General features: G+C 75.9%; 15 protein-coding genes. 7 read left to right on the forward strand and 8 right to left on the reverse strand.

What is annotated here, in order from left to right; translation table 11 throughout:
- Window positions 1-50: 50 nt before the first annotated feature.
- From FHX36_RS20860 to FHX36_RS20885, 6 genes are all read right to left on the reverse strand, one after another.
- The gene (locus tag FHX36_RS20860) at window positions 51-1,238 is read right to left on the reverse strand and encodes an amidohydrolase family protein (RefSeq protein ID WP_258372835.1); all 1,188 of its coding nucleotides are present in this window, start codon (window positions 1,236-1,238) and stop codon (window positions 51-53) included.
- 4 nt (window positions 1,239-1,242) lie between these two features.
- On the reverse strand, window positions 1,243-2,808 hold the full coding sequence (gene ffh, locus FHX36_RS20865; protein ID WP_110552904.1) for a signal recognition particle protein: 1,566 nt from the start codon (window positions 2,806-2,808) through the stop codon (window positions 1,243-1,245).
- A 139-nt stretch (window positions 2,809-2,947) separates the two neighbouring features.
- Complete coding sequence (locus tag FHX36_RS20870) at window positions 2,948-3,139, reverse strand: hypothetical protein (protein WP_110552903.1); 192 nt, start codon at window positions 3,137-3,139, stop codon at window positions 2,948-2,950.
- Between the two features lie 125 nt (window positions 3,140-3,264).
- Entirely contained in the window at window positions 3,265-5,616 is a 2,352-nt protein-coding gene (locus tag FHX36_RS20875) for a [protein-PII] uridylyltransferase (RefSeq protein ID WP_343056693.1), read from the reverse strand.
- Window positions 5,617-5,716: 100 nt separating this feature from the next.
- Complete coding sequence (locus FHX36_RS20880; RefSeq protein ID WP_110552495.1) at window positions 5,717-6,055, reverse strand: P-II family nitrogen regulator; 339 nt, start codon at window positions 6,053-6,055, stop codon at window positions 5,717-5,719.
- Complete coding sequence (locus FHX36_RS20885; RefSeq protein ID WP_110552494.1) at window positions 6,052-7,383, reverse strand: ammonium transporter; 1,332 nt, start codon at window positions 7,381-7,383, stop codon at window positions 6,052-6,054. Before FHX36_RS20885 ends, FHX36_RS20880 begins: the two co-directional genes overlap by 4 nt.
- Window positions 7,384-7,726: 343 nt before the next feature.
- On the opposite strand from FHX36_RS20885, the gene FHX36_RS20890 reads away from it, so the two are divergent.
- From FHX36_RS20890 to FHX36_RS24080, 5 genes are all read left to right on the forward strand, one after another.
- A complete protein-coding gene (locus FHX36_RS20890; RefSeq protein ID WP_220035958.1) occupies window positions 7,727-8,449 on the forward strand; it encodes an energy-coupling factor ABC transporter permease in 723 nt (240 codons plus the stop codon).
- Window positions 8,446-8,775 (forward strand): PDGLE domain-containing protein, encoded by a 330-nt coding sequence (locus FHX36_RS22485; protein WP_220035957.1) that lies wholly within the window; start codon window positions 8,446-8,448, stop codon window positions 8,773-8,775. The genes FHX36_RS20890 and FHX36_RS22485 overlap by 4 nt, the downstream gene beginning before the upstream one ends.
- A gap of 43 nt (window positions 8,776-8,818) precedes the next feature.
- A complete protein-coding gene (gene cbiQ / locus FHX36_RS20895; protein ID WP_110552497.1) occupies window positions 8,819-9,568 on the forward strand; it encodes a cobalt ECF transporter T component CbiQ in 750 nt (249 codons plus the stop codon).
- Window positions 9,565-10,314: an energy-coupling factor ABC transporter ATP-binding protein gene (locus FHX36_RS20900; protein WP_110552493.1), complete on the forward strand. Its 750-nt coding sequence runs from the start codon at window positions 9,565-9,567 to the stop codon at window positions 10,312-10,314. The genes cbiQ and FHX36_RS20900 overlap by 4 nt, the downstream gene beginning before the upstream one ends.
- A gap of 232 nt (window positions 10,315-10,546) precedes the next feature.
- On the forward strand, window positions 10,547-12,319 hold the full coding sequence (locus FHX36_RS24080; protein ID WP_220035955.1) for a SpoIIE family protein phosphatase: 1,773 nt from the start codon (window positions 10,547-10,549) through the stop codon (window positions 12,317-12,319).
- Window positions 12,320-12,321: 2 nt separating this feature from the next.
- Here the strand turns inward: FHX36_RS24080 and ftsY are convergent, their stop codons facing one another.
- Window positions 12,322-13,524, reverse strand: coding sequence for a signal recognition particle-docking protein FtsY (ftsY, locus tag FHX36_RS20910; protein ID WP_110552491.1), 1,203 nt, complete (start codon window positions 13,522-13,524; stop codon window positions 12,322-12,324).
- A gap of 72 nt (window positions 13,525-13,596) precedes the next feature.
- Here ftsY and FHX36_RS20915 point away from each other — a divergent pair, with 72 nt between their 5' ends.
- Window positions 13,597-15,252, forward strand: a complete 1,656-nt coding sequence (locus FHX36_RS20915; RefSeq protein ID WP_110552490.1) for an alkaline phosphatase D family protein — start codon at window positions 13,597-13,599, stop codon at window positions 15,250-15,252.
- Window positions 15,249-16,058: an endonuclease/exonuclease/phosphatase family protein gene (locus tag FHX36_RS20920; protein WP_258372764.1), complete on the forward strand. Its 810-nt coding sequence runs from the start codon at window positions 15,249-15,251 to the stop codon at window positions 16,056-16,058. Before FHX36_RS20915 ends, FHX36_RS20920 begins: the two co-directional genes overlap by 4 nt.
- On the opposite strand, the gene smc is transcribed toward FHX36_RS20920, so the two are convergent.
- Window positions 16,024-19,590: a chromosome segregation protein SMC gene (gene smc / locus FHX36_RS20925; RefSeq protein WP_183514314.1), complete on the reverse strand. Its 3,567-nt coding sequence runs from the start codon at window positions 19,588-19,590 to the stop codon at window positions 16,024-16,026. The two genes, FHX36_RS20920 and smc, sit on opposite strands and share 35 nt — an antisense overlap.
- Window positions 19,591-19,696 lie beyond the last annotated feature (106 nt).

Here is a 19,696-nt window from a genome sequence, read left to right on the forward strand (position 1 = left end):
TCGACTCGATCGGTGCGGGCGGCAGCGGCTCCGGGGCGTCCGGGAGCAGCTCACCGGGGTCGTCGGGCACCGGCTCGGTCGGGTCGATCAACGGTTCCGGTTCGGGGAGTGGCTCGACCATGGCAGGAGTCAACCAGCACCGCGCCACCTCGTGAGCCGACGACCACACCCCGGAGCACCGTCCGCTGGGGCGAGAGCAACGTGTCCAGGTCGCTGCGCGGGTCGCTCTCGTAGACGACGAGGTCGGCCGGGGCGCCCTCCTCGATGCCGGGCAGCCCGAGCCAGGCACGCGCCGCCCAGGACGCCGCGGCCAGCGCTGCCTCGGCCGGCAGCCCGGCGGCGTGCAGCGCGCGCACCTCGTCGGCGATCAGCCCGTGGTCGATGCCGCCGCCGGCGTCGGTGCCGGCGAACACCGGCACCCCCGCCTCGTACGCCGCCCGCACGACCGCGCCGGAGTTCGCGTACAGCCGCCGCATCGTGGAGGCGTACGCGGGGAACCGCTTCTCCCCCGCCGCCGCGAACCCCGGGAAGTTCTCCACGTTGACCAACGTCGGGACGACGGCGGTGCCGCGGGCGGCCATCTCCCCGACCAGCTCCTCGGTCAGCCCGGTGCCGTGCTCGATGCAGTCGATGCCGGCGCGCACCAGCCCGGGCAGGGCGTCGGTGCCGAAGGTGTGCGCGGTGACCCGGGCGCCCTCGGCGTGCGCGGCCGCGATCGCCGCGCCGAGCACGTCGTCGGGCCACTCGGGGGCGAGGTCGCCGACGCCGCGGTCGATCCAGTCACCCACCAGCTTCACCCAGCCGTCACCGCGCCGGGCCTGGACGGCGACCTCGGCCACCAGGTCGGGGGGCTCCAGCTCGATCGCCAGCCCCGGGATGTAGCGCCGGGGGGCTGCCAGGTGCCGGCCCGCGCGGATGACCCGTGGCAGGTCGGGGTGCTCGTCGAGGACCCGGGTGTCGACCGGGGAGCCGCAGTCGCGCAGCGCCAGCACGCCGGCGTCCCGCTCGGTCAACGCCTGCGCGCGCAGCGCGGCCAGGTCGGTGAGGTGCTCGCCGCCCCGGCCGATCCCGACGTGGCAGTGCGCGTCGACCAGGCCCGGCAGCACGAATCCGCCGGTGCTGACGGTCTCCGCGCCCGGCACCGCCTCGAAGGTGATCCGCCCGCCGGTGACCCAGAGGTCGCGGTGCTCACCCGCCGGGAGGAGCACCCCCGACAGGTGCAGCGCCGGGGCGGTCACCGGGTCAGCGGCCCTCGTCCTTGAACTGGCTGAAGTCGAGCTTGCTGAGGTCGGGCAGCGCCTGACCCGGGGGCAGACCGGGCATCCCGCCGGGGAGCTGACCGGGGAACCCCGCCCCGCCCATGCCGCCCGGGGCGCCGATCGGCCGCCGGGCCGGGCCGGCCTTCTTGCCGCCCTTGCCCTTCTTCCCCTTGCCGCGGGCGGCCTGCGCCTGCTGCTGGCGGCCGCGGGCCTTCTTCGACATCGGCCCCATGCCCGGCATGCCCATGCTGCCGGCCATCTGCCCCATCATCTTCTGGGCCTGGGTGAACCGCTCCAGCAGCTGGTTGACGTCGGTGACGCTGACGCCCGAGCCGTTGGCGATCCGGACCCGCCGCGAGGCGTTGATGATCTTCGGGGTGAGCCGCTCGGCAGGCGTCATCGACCGGATGATCGCCGCGGTGCGGTCGAGGTCGCGGTCGTCGACCTGCTTGAGCTGCTCCTTCATCTGACCGGCGCCGGGCAGCATGCCGAGCAGGTTGGCGATCGGGCCCATCTTGCGGATCGCCAGCATCTGCTCGAGGAAGTCCTCGAGGGTGAAGCCCTCGCGGCTGGCGAGCTTGCCGGCCATCTTCTCGGCCTGGTCGGTGTCGAAGGCCTGCTCGGCCTGCTCGATCAGGGTGAGGACGTCGCCCATGCCGAGGATGCGCGAGGCCATCCGCTCGGGGTGGAAGACGTCGAAGTCGGCGAGCTTCTCACCGGTCGAGGCGAACATGATCGGCTGACCGGTGACGTGCCGCACCGACAGCGCGGCACCACCGCGGGCGTCGCCGTCGAGCTTGGTGAGGACGACGCCGGTGAAGCCGACGCCCTCCTGGAAGGCGGTCGCCGTGGTGACGGCGTCCTGGCCGATCATCGCGTCGACGACGAACAGCGTCTCGTCGGGGTGCACGGCGTCGCGGATGCCGGCGGCCTGGGCCATCAGCTCGGCGTCGATGCCCAGCCGGCCGGCGGTGTCGACGACGACGACGTCGTGCATGGTGCGGCGGGCGTGCTCGATCGACTCGCGGGCCACCGCGATCGGGTCTCCGACGCCGTTGCCCGGCGCCGGGGCGAAGACGTCGACGCCGGCCTGGCCGGCCACCACCGACAGCTGCTGCACCGCGTTGGGCCGCTGCAGGTCGCAGGCCACCAGCAGCGGGGTGTGCCCCTGCGCCTTGAGCCAGCGGCCGAGCTTGCCGGCCAGGGTGGTCTTGCCGGCACCCTGCAGGCCGGCCAGCATGATCACCGTCGGCGACTGCTTGGCGTAGCGGATCCGCCGGGTCTCCCCGCCGAGGATGCCGACGAGCTCCTCGTTGACGATCTTGATGATCTGCTGCGCCGGGTTCAGCGCCTGGGAGACCTCCGCGCCGACCGCGCGCTCCTTGACCGACGCGATGAACGACCGGACCACCGGCAGGGCGACGTCGGCCTCGAGCAGCGCGATGCGGATCTCCCGCGCCGTGGCGTCGATGTCCTCCTGGGACAGCCGGCCCTTGCCGCGCAGGCCGGTGAAGACCTTGTCCAGGCGGTCGGAGAGGGTCTCGAACACAGCACGTCCTCACAGCAGTCGGGCGTGCAGCCGGCGCCGGCCGGGGCCGGCAGCTCGGCTCGGGCTCCCGGGGCCACCCCGGGGCCGTCACGCCACCTGACCCCAGGGTATCGAGGTCGACGGGTCGAGCGGAGCGGCGTCAGGCCGCGCGGTGCCAGACCTCGCGCTGCGGGACCGGGACGCCGCCGATCACCAGCGCCGTGCCGCAGCCGGTGCAGGCCCACTCGGGGCAGGCGCCGCCGTCCTCGGTGTGGCCGTCGATGCACGTCGGCTGCTCGAAGGTGGTCTCGTCGGCGCAGGTGGGGCAGGGCAGGGTCTGCAGGTCGCTCATGGGGCGTCCCCTCTCGTCTCGGCGCCGGGTCGTCCTCCGGCTCCCGCAACGTATGCCGGGGGTCCGACAGAACCGTGGAACCGGCGCCCCGGCGTGTCGCGCTTGACCCGCCTCCGGCCGGACCGCTAACGGTCGGCGGTGTCGCCGCGGGCGGCGGCCACCAGGGCCCGCTCGGCCCGCTCCCGCTGCGCCGGGTCGATGGGCGTGCCCGCGGGGTCGCTGACGTAGAAGGCGTCGACCGCGTCGGCACCGAGCGTCTCGACCGTCGCCGAGCTCACGTCGAGCCCGGCGTCGGCCAGCGCCGCGGTCAGCCGGTGCAGCAGCCCGGCGCGGTCGCTGGCCCGGACCTCGACCAGCCCGGTCACGCCGGTCGCCTCGGCGTCGAACCAGGAGATCCGCGGCGGGCGACCGGGGGCGCGGTCCTGGCTGTAGTCGTGCTCCCGCTGCCGCAGCCGCTCGGCCAGCGGCAGCGTCCCCTCCAGCGCGGCGCGCACGCCGTCGGCCAGGATCTCCGGCACCGGCGCCCGGCCGAACCGCGGGCGGACGGCGAACACCAGGGTGCCGTGACCGTCGGCGACGCTGACCCGGGCGGCGCGCACGTCGAGCTGGTTGAGCGCCAGCACCCCGGCGCACAGGCTGAACAGACCCGGCCGGTCCGGGGCGCCGATGGTGATCTGCTGCCCGTCGAGCACGTCCTCCACCCCGACCGTGACCGGTTCGGTCCGCCCCGGGATCGCCGGCGCCGTGGTGCTCACCTGCGGGGCGGTGGGCTCCAGCACCGGCTCCGGCAGCGGCGCGCTGCCCAGCCGGGCCGCCACCCGGGCCACCAGCGCGGCGACCAGGTGGGCCTTCCACGGCGACCACGCCGACGTGCTGGTCGCCGCACCGTCGGCCTGCGCCAGCCCGTGCAGCAGCTGCAGCAAGGCCCCGTCGCCGCCGATCGCCTCGACCACCCGGTCGACGGTCAGGGGGTCGTCGAGGTCGCGCCGGGTGGCCACGTCGGGCAGCAGCAGGTGGTGCCGGACCATCGCCACGAGGGTGTCGACGTCGGGCTGGCTGAACCCCATCCGGGCGGCCATCTCCCCGACCACCACCACGCCGACCTCGGTGTGGTCACCGGGCCAGCCCTTGCCGATGTCGTGCAGCAGCGCGCCGACCAGCAGCAGGTCGGGCCGGTCGACGTCGCGGGTTAGCTCCGACGCAGCCGCGGCGGCCTCCACCAGGTGCCGGTCGACGGTGAAGCGGTGCCACGGGTGCCGCTGCGGCAGCGACCGCACCCGGTCCCACTCCGGCAGCATCCGGGACAGCAGCCCCTCCTGGTCGAGCTGCTCGAGCACCGACACCGCGCTGCGCCCGCTGGCCAGCAGCCGCAGGAACGACCAGCGCACCTCCGGCGGCCAGGGCTCGGGCAGCGGCGGGGCGTGCACCGCCAGCACCTTGAGCGTGTACGGCGACAGCAGCAGGTCGGCCCGGGCCGCGGCCGCCGCGCCGCGCAGCACCAGCCCCGGGTCGGCGGCCGGCCGCGCGTCGCGGGCCAGCACCACCTCGTCGCCCTGCCGCACCAGCCCCTCGGCCAGCGGCTCGCGGCGCACCCGCCGGTAGCGGGCCCGGGGACGGCGCACCAGCGAGGCGTCCACCCGCCGCCAGGTCTCGTCGGCGACGAACGCCAGCCGCCGCCCGGCCAGGCTCACCTGGCGCAGCAGCGCGTCGTCGTCGGCGAGCCCCAGCGCCGCGGCCACCGGGCGCTGCTCCTGGCGGACCAGGGCGTCGGTCGCCCGGCCGGAGCTGCGGCGCAGCTCGTCGCGCACGTCGAGCAGGAACGCGTAGGCCTCCCCGGCGTCGGCGGGCGGCGCGTCGGCCAGCTGGGCGGCGGCCAGCGCGCGCAGCACCTGGCCCTCCCGCAACCCGCCGTAGGCCTCCTTGAGGTCGGGCTCGAGCAGGAAGCCCAGCTCGCCGATCTGCCGGCTGCGGCCGCGGCGCAGGTCGCGCAGCTGGGGCAGCAGCCGCCCGGCGTGCTGCCGCCACGAGCCGAGGGTCGCCGTCCGCAGACCCGCGGTCACCTCCGGGTCGCCGGCGACGTGCCGGGCGTCGAGCAGCCCGAGGCCGGCCTTGACGTCGTCCCCGGCGACCGAGACCGCCTCGCCCACGGTGCGCACCGAGTGGTCCAGCCGGAGCCCGGCGTCCCAGATCGGGTACCAGAGCGCGTCGGCCAGCGCGGCGATCTCCGGCCGGCCGTCGTGCACCAGCACCAGGTCCAGGTCGCCGTGCGGCGGGAGCTCGCGGCGGCCCAGGCTGCCCACCGCGACCAGCGCGAGGCCGGTCCCGGCCGGCTCGGCCGGCGGCCCACCCCGGCGGCGGGACGGGCGGGGCGTGCCGGCCAGGGCCTCGGCCAGCAGGCCGGTGAGCCACTCGTCGACCAGCCGGACGCGCTCGGGGCGGGTCGCGGCGGTCAGGGCGTCGAGGTCGAGCACGGGCACCTCTCGGTCGTCCAGCTGCGGTGCAGCTGGGGGGAACGGAGTCGGCCGGGACGGCGGGTCTCCCCACCGCCCCGGCCGACGTCAGCTCACCGGGCGTGCGCTACAGGGCGTCGGCCCCGCGCTCGCCGGTGCGGACCCGGACGACCTCGTCGATCGTCGTGACCCACACCTTGCCGTCACCGATCTGGCCGGTGGAGGCCGACTCGACGACCGCGTCGACGACCCGCGCCGCGTCGAGCTCGCTGACGACCACCTCGATGCGCACCTTGGGGACGAAGTCCACCTGGTACTCCGCACCCCGGTAGACCTCGGTGTGCCCGCGCTGCCGGCCGAAGCCCTGCACCTCGCTGACGGTGAGCCCGGCGATGCCGATCAGCTCGAGGGCGTTCTTGACGTCGTCCAGCTTGAACGGCTTGACGATCGCGGTGACGAGCTTCATGCCCGGCTCCCTTCCGTGTTGCGCGCCTCGGCGCGTGCCTGTCCGCCCAGGGGCGCGGTGCTGCCACCGCCACCCAGGGAGGCGAAGTCGTACCCGGACTCAGCGTGCACCACCGTGTCGATGCCGGTGACCTCGTCCTCCTCGGTGAGCCGGAAGCCGATCGTCTTCTGGATCGCCAGGCCGATGACGTAGGTGAGCACGAACGAGTAGGCGAGCACCGCCAGCGCGCCGACGACCTGCTTCCACAGCTGGTCGAAGCCGCCGCCGTAGAAGAGCCCGTCGACGGCCGCCGGGGCGTCCTCGGTGGCCAGGAAGCCGATCAGGATGGTGCCGACCAGGCCACCGACGAGGTGCACGCCGACGACGTCGAGCGAGTCGTCGTAACCGAACCGGAACTTCAGCCCGACCGCCAGGGCGCACAGCGCACCGGCGACGGCGCCGACGATGATCGCGCCGATCGGCGAGACCGCGGCGCAGGCCGGGGTGATGGCCACCAGGCCGGCGACGACGCCGGAGGCACCGCCCAGCGAGGTGGAGTGCCCGTCGCGGAGCTTCTCCACCAGCAGCCAGGCCAGGGTGGCCGCACCGGTGGCGACCATCGTGTTGACCCAGGCGACGGCGGCGGTGTTGTTGGCGGCCAGCGCGGAGCCGGCGTTGAACCCGAACCAGCCGAACCACAGCAGCCCGGCGCCGATCATCACCAGCGGCAGGTTGTGCGGCCGCATGGCGTCGCGGCCGAAGCCGCGGCGCTTGCCCAGCACCAGGGCCAGCGCCAGGCCGGCCGCACCGGCGTTGATGTGCACCGCGGTGCCGCCGGCGAAGTCGAGGGCGGCCAGGTCGTTGGCGATCCAGCCACCGACGTGCCCGTCGGCGTCGAAGTCGAAGACCCAGTGCGCGACCGGGAAGTAGACGACGGTCGCCCAGATGCCGGCGAAGACCATCCACGAGCCGAACTTGGCCCGGTCGGCGATGGCGCCGGAGATCAGCGCGACGGTGATGATGGCGAAGACGGCCTGGAAGCCGACGAACGCCAGGACCGGCAGGCCGCCCTCCTCGGAGGTGACGTCCTCCATGAGCCCCTTGAGCCCGAAGAACTCGGTCGGGTCGCCGAGCAGGCCGGCGCCGACGTCGTTGCCGAAGGCCACGGAGTAGCCGTAGATCACCCAGAGCACGCTGATCAGCGCCAGCGCGCCGAAGCTCATCATCATCATGTTCAGCACGCTCTTCGCGCGGACCATGCCGCCGTAGAAGAGCGCGAGACCTGGGGTCATCAGCAGCACGAGCGCCGCACTGGTGAGGATCCAGGCGGTGTCGCCGGTGTTGACCACGGCAACCTCCTGAGGGTGTCGTCGGCCATCGGCCGCAAGCGGGGACCCGAGGGGCCTCGGGGGAACGCCGCCGGTCGCCCGGCGTCGCGGTGCAACGGTGACGACCCCGTGTTTCCGACGACGGCGTCGACGTGTTTCGCCACCGTGAACTCGTGTCCGCGTGTCGACCAGTTGTGTTCCGGCGGTGTTGCACGACCCGTGAGCGTGTCCGTCCGGGTGCAGCCGGTCACGTCCCGCGGTGTTCACCGGAGCTTCTTGCGACCCGACTGCAGTTGCGACAAGGATGCAATAAGGTCGCCCGGACGGCGGCTGCGCTCGTCGTCCCCTACTCCTGGAGGCCCACGTGCACGTGCCGGACGGCTACCTCGACGCGGCCACCACGGCCGGCACCGCGGCGGTCGCCGCGGCCGGTGTGGCCCTGGCGCTGCGCGGCGCCCGCCGGGAGCTCGACGAGCGGACGGCGCCGATGGCCGGGCTCACCGCCGCCTTCGTGTTCGCCGTGCAGATGATGAACTTCCCGGTCGGCCTGGGCACCAGCGGCCACCTGATCGGCGGCGCGCTGACCGCGGTGCTCGTCGGCCCGTGGACGGCGGTGCTCTGCATGACCGTCGTGCTGCTGGTGCAGGCCGTCGTGTTCGCCGACGGCGGGCTCACCGCGCTGGGCGCCAACACCACGCTGATGGGCCTGGTCGCGGTCGGCGTGGGCTACGGCGTCTTCCGGCTGCTCCGCGCGGTGCTGCCGGCCACCCGCACCGGGGTGCTCGCCGCCACCGGGGTGGGCGCGTTCCTCTCCGTGCCGACCGCGGCGCTGGCCTTCTCCGCGCTGTTCGCCCTCGGGGGCACCGCCGACGTGCCGGCGGGCACGGTGGCCGCCGCGATGGTCGGCGTGCACCTGCCGATCGGGCTGGGTGAGGCGCTGATCAGCGTGGCCGTGCTCGGCGCCGTCCTGGCCGTCCGCCCGGACCTGGTCCGCGGCGCGCGCGACCTGGTCCGCGGCAGCGCGCTGGCCCCGCGCCCCGAGGCCGCCGGCCGGCCGGCCGCCCCGACCGCGGCGGACGCCCGATGACCCGCACCCGCACCGTCGTGCTGATCGGGGTGGTCGTCGCCCTGCTGATCGCCGGCGTGGGCAGCTTCTACGCCAGCTCCTCGCCCGACGGCCTGGAGGCCACCGCCACCGAGCAGGGCTTCGACGGCACCGCCCGGGACAGCGCCACCGCCGACTCCCCGCTGGCCGACTACGGCACCGCCGGGGTGGACGACGCGCGGCTCTCCGGCGGCCTGGCGGGCGTGGTCGGCGTCCTGCTGGTGCTCGCGCTGGCCGGCGGGCTCACCCTGGTGCTCCGCCGCCGCGCGGCCGCCCCCTCCCCCGACGTCCCCGCCGGGCGCGACTGACGTGGGCGCCGGGCACGGTGCGGGCGGTCCCGGCATCGCGGCGATGTACGTGCCCGGGTCCAGCCCGGTGCACCGCCTCGAGCCGCACACCAAGCTCGTCGCCGTCCTGGCCTTCGCCCTGGTCGTGGTGCTGACGCCGGTGCACGCCGGGTGGGCGCCGCTGGCCTACGCGGCGTTCCTGCTGCTGCTGCTCGCCGTCGCGGCCGTGGCGCGGATCCGCCCGGGTCGGCTGCTGCGCGGTCTGGTCGTCGAGGTGCCGTTCGTCCTGTTCGCCGTCCTGCTGCCGTTCGTCGCCCGCGGCCCGCGCACCGACGTGCTCGGCCTGTCGCTGTCGGAGAGCGGGCTGGCGTCCGGCGGCAGCATCCTCGCCAAGGCGACCCTGTCGGTGCTCGCGGCGACCCTGCTGGCTTCCACCACCGAGCCCCGGTCGCTGCTGCGCGGGCTGGAGCGGCTCCGGCTGCCCAGCGTGCTGGTGCAGATCCTCAGCTTCATGATCCGCTACGCCGACGTCGTCGGCAGCGAGCTGCGCCGGATGCGGGTGGCCCGGGAGTCCCGCGGCTTCCGCGCCGGCCGCACCGGTGCGCTCGCGGTGCTCGGCCCGGCGGCCGGGTCGCTGTTCATCCGCTCCTACGAGCGCGGCGAGCGGGTGCACCTGGCGATGCTGTCGCGCGGCTACACCGGCCGGCTGCCCACCGGCCCGGTCGCGGTGGTCGGCGGCCGGTCCTGGGCGGCCGCGCTCAGCCTGCCCCTGGCGGCGGTCGCCGTCCTGGCGGCGGGTTCACTGCTGGGGTGAGCACTCCCCCGCCGTCGCTGCTGGTCGACGACCTCGCCTTCGCCTACCCCGACGGCCACCAGGCGCTGTTCGGCGTCGACCTGCGGATCGAGCCCGGCGAGCGGGTGGCGCTGCTGGGCCCGAACGGTGCGGGCAAGACGACGCTGGTGCTGCACCTCAACGGCATCCTGCGCGGCGGGCGCGGCCGGGTGGAGGTGGCCGGGCTGCCGGTGGAGGAGCGGAACCTGCAGGAGGTCCGCCGCCGCGTCGGGATCGTCTTCCAGGACCCCGACGACCAGCTGTTCATGCCGACCGTCGGCGAGGACGTCGCCTTCGGCCCGCGCAACCTCGGCCTCCCCGAGCCCGAGGTCGCCCGCCGGGTCACCGACGCGCTCGCCGCCGTCGACATGGCCGGGGCGGCCGACCGGCCGCCGCACCACCTGTCCTTCGGTCAGCGCCGCCGGGTCGCGGTGGCGACCGTGCTGTCGATGCAGCCGGAGGTGCTGGTGCTCGACGAGCCGAGCAGCAACCTGGACCCGGCCGGCCGGCGGGAGCTGGCCGAGGTGCTCGAGGCGCTGCCGATCACCCTGCTGATGGTCACCCACGACCTGCCTTACGCGCTGCAGCTGTGCCCGCGCTCGGTCGTGCTGGACGGCGGGGTGGTGGTCGCCGACGGCCCGACCCGCGAGCTGCTGACCGACACCGCGCTGCTGGGCGCCCACCGGCTGGAGCTGCCCTTCGGCTTCGACCCCCGCACGGTGGGCTGAGGAAGGACCTCCCTGCCCCCCACCACCCGCGAGCTCGCGGCGGGCCCCTGCACGGAGGCCGACCACCACCACCGGCGGCCCGACCGCCGCGTCGGGTTGAATGGGCCTGCCCCGTCCAGACCCCGGGTGGGGCAGCACCTGACGAGCGGAGTCGCACACCGTGGCCGAGCCGGGCTCTGGCGAGCTCACCGGAGCAGGACCCTGGCCGCAGCCCACCCGGGCGCTCCTCCCGGTGCCGGACTTCCGCCGGGTGTTCGACCAGGCGCCGGTGCCGTTCCTGCTGCTCACCCCCGACCTGGTGATCGTGCACGCCAACCGCGCGCGGCTCGAGGCCACGGCCACGACGCTGGAGGAGACGGTCGGGCGGCACCTGTTCGACGTCTTCCCGCTCAACCCCGACGACCCGGGCGCCGACGGCATCACCAACCTCGGCGCCTCGCTGGCCGAGGCACGGGACACCCGGCGGCCGGTCACCATGGCCATCCAGAAGTACGACATCCCGCTGCCCGACGGCACGTACGTCGAACGGTTCTGGAGCCCGCGCAACGTGCCGATCCTCGACGAGGCCGGTGAGGTGGTGCTCCTGCTGCACCGGTCCGACGACATCACCGACTACGTCCGGGACCGCGACGAGGCGCGGCGGGCCGCCGAGCGCGGCCAGCAGCGGGTGGAGCGGGTGGAGGCCGACCTGTTCAGCCGCACCCGCGAGCTGGAACGGCTGAACGCCGAGCTGCGGCGCAGCGGTGAGCGGGAACGGCGCACCGCCTCCGCACTGGCCGGGCTGGCCCGCGCCGTCTCCGCGCTGGCCGCCGCCGAGACCACACCGGAGCTGCTGCACCTGCTGTTCGAGCACGGCCGGGCGGCGCTGGGCGTGGACACCGCGGCAGTGGCCCTGCACGCCCCCGACGGTCCCGGTCTGGTGCTCACCGAGGACCGCGGGAGCCGGCTGCTGTCCGCCCACCTGCCACCGGGCTCCCCCCTGCCGATGGCCGTCGCCGCGACGACCGGCGAGCTCGTCCTGGTCACCGACGCCGACCGGGCCGGAGCCGGCGACCCGCACGTCACCCCGCTGGCGCAGGGCCTCGGGGTGCGCTCCTGGGTCGCCCTGCCGCTGCGCGCCGGTGGTCGGCTGCTCGGGTCCTGGACCGTCTGCTGGCGGACGCCGCGCACCGTCGAGGCCGACGACCTCCGGGTGCTGGAGGCCTACGCGGCGCAGTGCGCCCAGGCCGTGGAGCGGGTCGCCCGGCTGGAGGAGGAGCGCCGCCGGGCGCGCGCCACCCGCAGCCTCGCCGAGAGCCTGCAGCGCTCGCTGCTCACCGAGCCGCCGCAGCCGGATGCCCTGCGGATCGGGGTGCGGTACCGCCCGGCCGCGCAGGAGGCGCAGGTCGGCGGCGACTGGTACGACGCGTTCCTGTCCCCCGATGGCGCCACCACGCTGGTGATCGGTGACGTCGCCGGCCACGACCGCACGGCCGCCGCGGTCATGGCCCAGCTGCGCAACATGCTGCGCGGGATCGCCCACGCCCTCGACGCGCCGCCGGCCGTCGTGCTCGGCGCGCTGGACCGGGCGCTGCAGGGGCTGGGGATCACGACGCTGGTCACCGCGGTGCTCGCCCGGGTGGAGCAGACCCCGGCGCAGGCGGTCGCCGGCGAGCGGACGCTGCGCTGGTCGAACGCCGGCCACCCGCCGCCGGTGCTCGTCTCCGCCGACCGGACCGCCGAGCTGCTGGAGCGGCCGCGGAACCTGCTGCTCGGGGTCGACCCGGCCACCGACCGGCGCGAGCACGCCCTCCCGCTGCACCCCGGCGACACCGTCGTCCTGTACACCGACGGGCTGGTCGAGCGCCGCGACGGCACGCTGGACGACGGCCTGGCACGGCTGCTCGACGCGGCCACGGAGCTGGCCGGGCTCCCGGTCGAGGAGCTGTGCGACGAGCTGCTCGCCCGGATGGAGCCCGAGCCGGCCGACGACGTCGCCCTGCTGGTCCTCCGGGTCGCCGGCTGAGCTCAGGCGTTCCCGACGAGCGCCTCGGCGAAGGCCTCGGGCTCGAACGGCGCCAGGTCGTCGGGGCCCTCGCCCAGCCCGATCAGCTTCACCGGGATGCCCAGCTCGCGCTGCACCGCGACCACGATGCCGCCCTTGGCGGTGCCGTCGAGCTTCGTGAGCACGACGCCGGTGACGTCGACCGCCTCGGTGAACACCCGGGCCTGCACGACGCCGTTCTGCCCGGTCGTCGCGTCCAGCACGAGCAGCACCTCGTCGACCGGGCCGTGCTTCTCCACGACCCGCTTGACCTTGCCCAGCTCGTCCATCAGCCCGGACTTGGTGTGCAGCCGGCCCGCGGTGTCGACGATGACCGCGTCGACCTCACCCTCGATGCCGGTGCGCACCGCCTCGAACGCCACCGACGCCGGGTCGCCGCCCTCGCGCCCCCGGACGGTGAGCACGCCGACCCGCTCGCCCCAGGTCTCCAGCTGGTCGGCGGCCGCGGCGCGGAAGGTGTCCGCGGCGCCGAGCACGACGCTCTTGCCGTCGCCGACCAGCACCCGGGCGATCTTGCCGACGGTCGTCGTCTTGCCGGCGCCGTTCACCCCGACCACCAGGACCACGGCCGGGCGCCCGTCGTGCCGGTCGGTGCGCAGCCGGCGGTCCAGGTCCGGGCCGAGCACGGCGGTCAGCTCCCGGACGACGAGGTCGCGCAGCTGGGTGCCGGAGGCGGTGGCCAGCACCAGGCTCTGGGTGCGCAGCCGCTGGACGATCTGGGTGGTCGCGGCGACGCCGACGTCGGCGGCCAGGAGCGTCTCCTCGACCTCCTCCCAGTCGTCCTCGGTCAGCTTCTCCCGGGCCAGCACGGTGAGCAGGCCGCGGCCCAGCGAGGACTGCGAGCGGGCCAGCCGGGAGCGCAGCCGCACCAGCCGGCCGGCCGAGGGCAGCGGGGTGTCGAAGACCAGCCCCGGCTCGGGCTCGGCCGGCGGCAGCTCGACCGGGGGCGCGGGGGCCTCCTCCAGCGACGCCGGGTCGACGGCGGTCGCCCCGGTGCGCACCGGCGTCTCGGTGTCGGCCGCCGGCGGGCGGGGACGGGTCAGCGTCGTGCCGGCCGCGGCGTCGGAGTCCAGCCGCAGGGTGCGCCGGCCGCGGCCGACGAGCAGGCTGATCCCGGTGACCAGGGCGACGACGAGGATCGCCAGGGCGATGAGCACGAACTCCATGCCGGTCAGTCTCCCAGCCCGCGCACACGCTCGTCCGGGCGGAGGACGACCGGGATGAGGCAGGCTGTCGTCATGCCCGAGACCGCCGGCACCGGCCCCCTCCTGCTGCTCGGCCCGCTGCTGCGGCACGTGGACCCGGTGTCCGCGACCGTCTGGGTGGAGACCGACCGCACCTGCGAGGTGGAGGTGCTGGGCCGCCGCGCCCGCACCTTCTGCGTCAACGGCCACCACTACGCCCTCGTGGTCGTCGAGGGCCTCGAGCCGGGCTCCACCACGCCCTACGAGGTGCACCTGGACGGCCGGCAGGTGTGGCCGCAGGCGCACTCGGCGTTCCCGCCCAGCCGGATCCGCACCGCCGGCCGGCCGGGTCCCTTCCGGCTGGCGTTCGGGTCGTGCCGGTACGCCACGCCCACCACGGTCGACATCCGCGACGGCATCCCGCCGGACGCGCTGGACAGCTACGCCCGGCAGGCCGTCGCCGTCCCCGAGGACCAGTGGCCCGACGCCCTGGTGCTGCTCGGGGACCAGGTCTACGCCGACGAGGTCACCCCGGCGACGAGGGACTGGATGGCCAGCCGGCGCGACCTGTCGGAGCCGCCGGGCGCCCAGGCCGCGGACTTCGAGGAGTACACCCGGCTCTACATGGAGTCCTGGAGCGACCCGCAGGTCCGCTGGCTGCTGTCGAACGTGCCGTCGTCCATGGTCTTCGACGACCACGAGATGATCGACGACTGGAACACCTCCGCCGCCTGGCGCGACGAGACCACCAGCACCGACTGGTGGCACCGCCGGATCGGCGGCGGGCTGGTCAGCTACTGGGTCTACCAGCACCTGGGCAACCTCTCGCCCAACGAGCTGGCGCAGAACGAGACCTGGCAGGCGATCCAGCGCAGCGGGTCCGACGACGCCGGCCCGATGCTCGACGAGATGGCCCGGGCCGCCGACCAGGAGCCGCACACGGTGCGCTGGAGCTTCGTCCGGCACTGGGGCGAGGCGCGGCTGATCATGGTCGACAGCCGGGCCGGCCGGGTGCTGGAGGAGAGCGACCGCAAGATCCTGGACGACGCGGAGTTCGAGTGGGTGGAGGCCGCGGTGCAGAACGCGGTCACCGACGGCGTCGACCACCTGCTCATCGGCACCTCGCTGCCGTGGCTGCTGCCGCACTCGATCCACGACCTCGAGCGGTGGAACGAGACGCTGTCGGTGCGGCACGCCGGCAAGCCGCTGGGCCGGCTGGCGGAGAAGCTCCGGCAGGCCGCCGACCTGGAGCACTGGGCGGCCTTCGGCCAGTCCTTCGAGCGGCTGGGCCGCACGCTGGTCTCGCTGGGCCGGGGCGAGCTGGGCCGCCCGCCGGCGACCGCCCTGGTGCTCTCCGGCGACGTCCACCACGCCTACGTCGCCGAGCTGGTCCAGCCGGGCGGGCTGGACACCCGGGTGCACCAGCTGACCGTCTCGCCGCTGCACAACTCCGCCCCGCACGCGATCGAGATCGGCTTCAAGGTGGGCTGGAGCCGCTGGGCGCGGGCGCTGACCGGTGGGCTGCGCGCGCTGGCCAGGGTGGAGCGCAGCCGGCTGGAGTGGCGCAAGCAGGCCGGGCCCTACTTCGGCAACGAGCTGGGCGAGCTGGTGCTGGAGGGCCGCGACGCGCGGTTCCTGCTCTGGGCGACCAGCCGGGACGACGACGGCACGCCGCGCTTCACCCAGGTGCTGGACACCCGGCTGTCGTGACCGCGGTGGTACCCGTCCGGCTGGTCACCTTCAACGTCCACCACGGCGTGGGGGACGACGGCCGGCACGACCTGCCCCGGCTCGCCCGGCTGCTGGCCGACGCCGACCCCGACGTCATCTGCCTGCAGGAGGTCGACCGGCACTTCGGCGACCGCAGCGACTTCGTCGACCAGGCGCTGCTGCTGTCCCGGGCGCTGGACCGCGAGTTGGTCTTCGGCGCCTCGATCGACGAGGCGCCGCCGGCCGGCCGCACCGAGCGCCGGCAGTACGGCAACGCGCTGCTGTCCCGGCTCCCGGTGCTGACCAGCGAGGTGCACCGGCTGCCCGGGCGCGGTGAGCCCCGCAGCGCGCTGCGCGCGCTGGTCGCCCTCGACGGCACGGCGCTGTGGGTGACCACCACCCACCTGTCCAGCAAGGCCGCCGCCGACCGGGCGACCCAGGCGGCCGCGGTGGCCGCGCTGCACGCCGACCCGGCCGTGCCGGGGGTGCTGGTCGGCGACCTGAACGCCGACGCGGGTGCCCCGGAGCTCGGGGTGCTGCGCGAGCGGTTCGGCGACGCGTGGGAGCTCGCGCCGGACCGCACCGACCAGGCCGGCCGCTTCTCGCTCCGCGCCGGTCAGGGGCTGACCCACCCGGCGCGGCGGCCGCGGGTGCGGATCGACCAGGTGTGGGTCTCCCCCGGCCTGGCGGTCGCCGACGCCCGGGTGCTCGACGGGTCCGCGACCTCCGACCACCACCCGCTGCTGGTCGACCTGCTGGTCGAGGGGCCCGCTAGGCGTCCTGCAGCTCGCGGAGACGCTGGCTGATCACGCCGGTGATGCCGTCGCCGCGCATGCTCACGCCGTAGAGGGCGTCGGCGATCTCCATCGTCCGCTTCTGGTGGGTGATGACGATCAGCTGCGAGGTGCCCCGGAGCTGCTCGATCAGGGTGAGCAGCCGGCCCAGGTTCACGTCGTCCAGCGCCGCCTCGACCTCGTCGAGCACGTAGAACGGCGAGGGCCGGGCCCGGAAGATGGCCACCAGCAGCGCGACGGCGGTCAGCGACCGCTCGCCACCGGACAGCAGCGACAGCCGCTTGACCTTCTTGCCCGGTGGCCGGGCCTCGACCTCGACGCCCGTGGTGAGCAGGTCCTCCGGGTCGGTGAGGAAGATCCGCCCCTCCCCGCCCGGGAAGAGGGTGGCGAAGACCTCGGCGAACTCCCGCTGGGTGTCGGCGAAGGCCTCGGCGAACACCTGGTGGATCCGCGCGTCGACCTCGCGGACGACGGTGAGCAGGTCGCGGCGGGTGTTCTTCAGGTCCTCCAGCTGGGTGGCCAGGAACGTGTGCCGCTCCTCCAGCGCCGCGAACTCCTCCAGCGCCAGCGGGTTGACCTTCCCCAGCGCGGCGAGGTCGCGCTCGGCCCGGGCGGCCCGCTTCTCCTGCAGCGCCCGGTCGTAGGGCACCGGCTCCGGCTCGGGCTCCCCGGCGTCGGCCGCCGCGGCCACCTGCGCCTGGGTCGGCGGCACCAGCGCGGCCGGGCCGTACTCGGCGACCAGCGTGGGCAGGTCGACGCCGTACTCCTCGGCGGCGCGGGCCTCCAGCGCCTCGATCCGCAGCCGCTGCTCGGCCCGGGCGACCTCGTCGCGGTGCACCTCGTCGGTGAGCCGGTCGAGCTCGGCGGTGTGCTCGCGCACGCGGGCGCGGACGACGAGCAGCTCGGCCTCCCGGCCGGTGCGCGCCTCGGCCAGGGCGTCGCGCTCGGCGGCGGCGCGCGCCAGCGAGGCGGCGAGCGCGGTCTGCGCCTCCTCGGCGCCGCGGCGGACGGCGGCGGCCACCCGGGCACCGCGCTCGCGGGCGACCCGGGCAGCGGCGGCCCGCTCGCGGGCTGCGCGCTCCTGCCGGGCCTGCCGGCGCAGCGACTCGGCGCGACCGGTCAGCGACCGGGCCCGCTCCTCGGCGGTGCGCACCGCCAGCCGCGCCTCGGTCTCGGACTGCCGGGCGGTGGCCGCCTCGGCGCGCAGCCGGTCGCGCTCGTCGGTGTCCGGCTCCTCCTCCACCGGCGCGGCCTCGGCGGCGGCCAGCCGTTCCTCCAGCTCGACCAGGCCGGCGACCGCGGTGTCGCGGGCCTGCTCGGCGCGCACCCGGGCGGCGTCCAGCCGCTGCGCCTCGGCCACCGCGGAGCGCGCCGCGGCACCCAGCTCGGCCAGCTCGGCCGCGGCGGCCGAGCGGGCCCGGTCGCCGGCCTGCCGGGCGGTGAGCGCGGTGTCGACGTCCGCGGAGCGCTGGGTGGCGACCTCGCGGGCCGCGGCCAGCTCGTCGGCGAGCCGGGCGGCGGTGGCGGTGGCCCGGTCGAGCTCGGCGGCGGCCTCGTCGACCCGGGCGCGCACCTCCAGCCCCGACGGCGCGTTGACCTGCCCGCCCACCGACCAGTCGGCGCCGAGCAGGTCACCGGCGTCGGTGACCGCGCGCACGCGCGGGTGGGTGCGCACCAGCGCGACCGCGGCCGCGAGGTCGGGGACGACGGCGACGCGTTCGAGCGCCCGGGCCAGCGCCGGGCCCAGCTCCGCCGGGGCGGTCACCAGGTCCAGGGCCCAGCGGGCCCCGTCGGGCAGCTCCGGCCAGCCCTCGCGGGAGACGGCGGGCAGGCCGCCGGTGACCAGCAGGCCGGCCCGGCCGCCGTCGGACTCGCCCAGGTGGGCCAGGACGGCGGCGGCCTCGGCGACCCCGGCCACGACCACGGCGTCGGCCATGCCCCCGAGGGCGGCGGCCAGCGCGACCTCGGCACCGGCGGCGACGGAGAGCCGGTCGGTGACCGGGCCGAGCACACCGGGGAGACCGGCGGAGAGCACGGCGGCGGCGCCGTCGGCCGGGGCGAGCCCCATCGCCAGGGCGTCGCGGCGGGCCTGCCAGCCCGCGCGGTCGCGCTCGGCGGCGCGCTCGGCAGCGGTCAGCTCGGCGACCACCCGGGCGGCGTCGGCGGAGGCGGCCACCGCGGCGGCGTGCGCGGCCGCGAGGTCCTCGTCGCCACCGGCGTCCTCGGTCAGCTCGGCGCGCCGGGCCTCCAGCCGCTCGGCCGCGGCGTCGGCGCGGTCGGCGGCCTCGGTGGCGGCGGCGACCAGCCGCTCGATCTCCGCCTCACCGGCGGCGGCGCGCGACCGGCCGGCGGCGACCTGGCCGGAGAGGCGGGCGAGCTGCTCGCGGCGGTCGGCCAGCGCCCGGGCGGCGGCGACCAGCGCACGCTCGGCCTCGGTGAGCGCGGCCTCGACCTCCGCGCGGACGGCGACGGCGGTGGCCAGCCGGCCGCGCTCGGTCTCCAGCGACTCGGCGAGCTCGCGCTCGGTCGCCTCGACCCGGTTGGCCTCGGCGTCCAGCGCGTCGGGGTCGCGGCCGGACGGACCGGCCGGCGGGGCGGCGGCGAGGTGCCGGTGCCGCTCGGTGGCCAGCTGACCCACGCTGCGGAACCGCTCGGCCAGGGTGGACAGCCGGAACCAGCTCTCCTGCGCCGCGGCCAGCAGCGGGGCGTCGGCCGCCAGCTGCCGCTCGAGCGCGGACTCGGTGCGCGACGCCTCGTTCAGCGCTGCCTCGACCACGGCCCGCCGGGCACGGGCGGCCGTCTCGTCGGCGACGTCGGCCTCCAGCGCGTCGCGCAGCGCGACCAGGTCGTCGGCGAGCAGCCGCAGCCGGGCGTCGCGCAGGTCGGCCTGCACCCCGGCGGCCCGGCGGGCCACCTCGGCCTGCTTGCCCAGCGGCTTGAGCTGGCGGCGCAGCTCGGCGGTGAGGTCGCCCAGCCGATCGAGGTTGGCCTGCATCGCGTCGAGCTTGCGGAGGGCCTTCTCCTTGCGCTTGCGGTGCTTGAGGACGCCGGCGGCCTCCTCGACGAAGGCCCGCCGGTCCTCCGGGCGCCCGGACAGGACGGCGTCGAGCTGGCCCTGCCCGACGATGACGTGCATCTCCCGGCCGATCCCGGAGTCGCTCAGCAGCTCCTGGACGTCGAGCAGCCGGACCTTGTCGCCGTTGATCTCGTACTCGCTCTCACCGGAGCGGTACATCCGGCGGGTGATCGACACCTCGGTGTAGTCGATCGGCAGCGCGCCGTCGGCGTTGTCGATCGTCAGCGTCACCTCGGCCCGGCCGAGGGCGGGGCGGCCGGCGGTGCCGGCGAAGATGACGTCCTCCATCTTGCCGCCGCGCAGGCTCTTCGCGCCCTGCTCGCCGAGCACCCAGGCGATCGCGTCGACGACGTTGGACTTGCCCGAGCCGTTGGGCCCGACGACGGCGGTGATGCCCGGCTCCAGCCGCAGCGTCGTCGGCGACGCGAAGGACTTGAAGCCCTTGAGCGTCAGGCTGGAGAGGTGCACGAGCGCACCCTAACCGCGGCCAGGGACGGAAACCGGCTGCTGGAACGGCCCTGCCGCAGGGCCCCGCCGCGCGCGGAGCGTGTGGTGGGGGGCGGCAGGGAACTTC

It is taken from the genome of Modestobacter versicolor (genome assembly GCF_014195485.1).
In the GTDB taxonomy this organism is placed as follows: Bacteria; Actinomycetota; Actinomycetes; order Mycobacteriales; family Geodermatophilaceae; genus Modestobacter; species Modestobacter versicolor.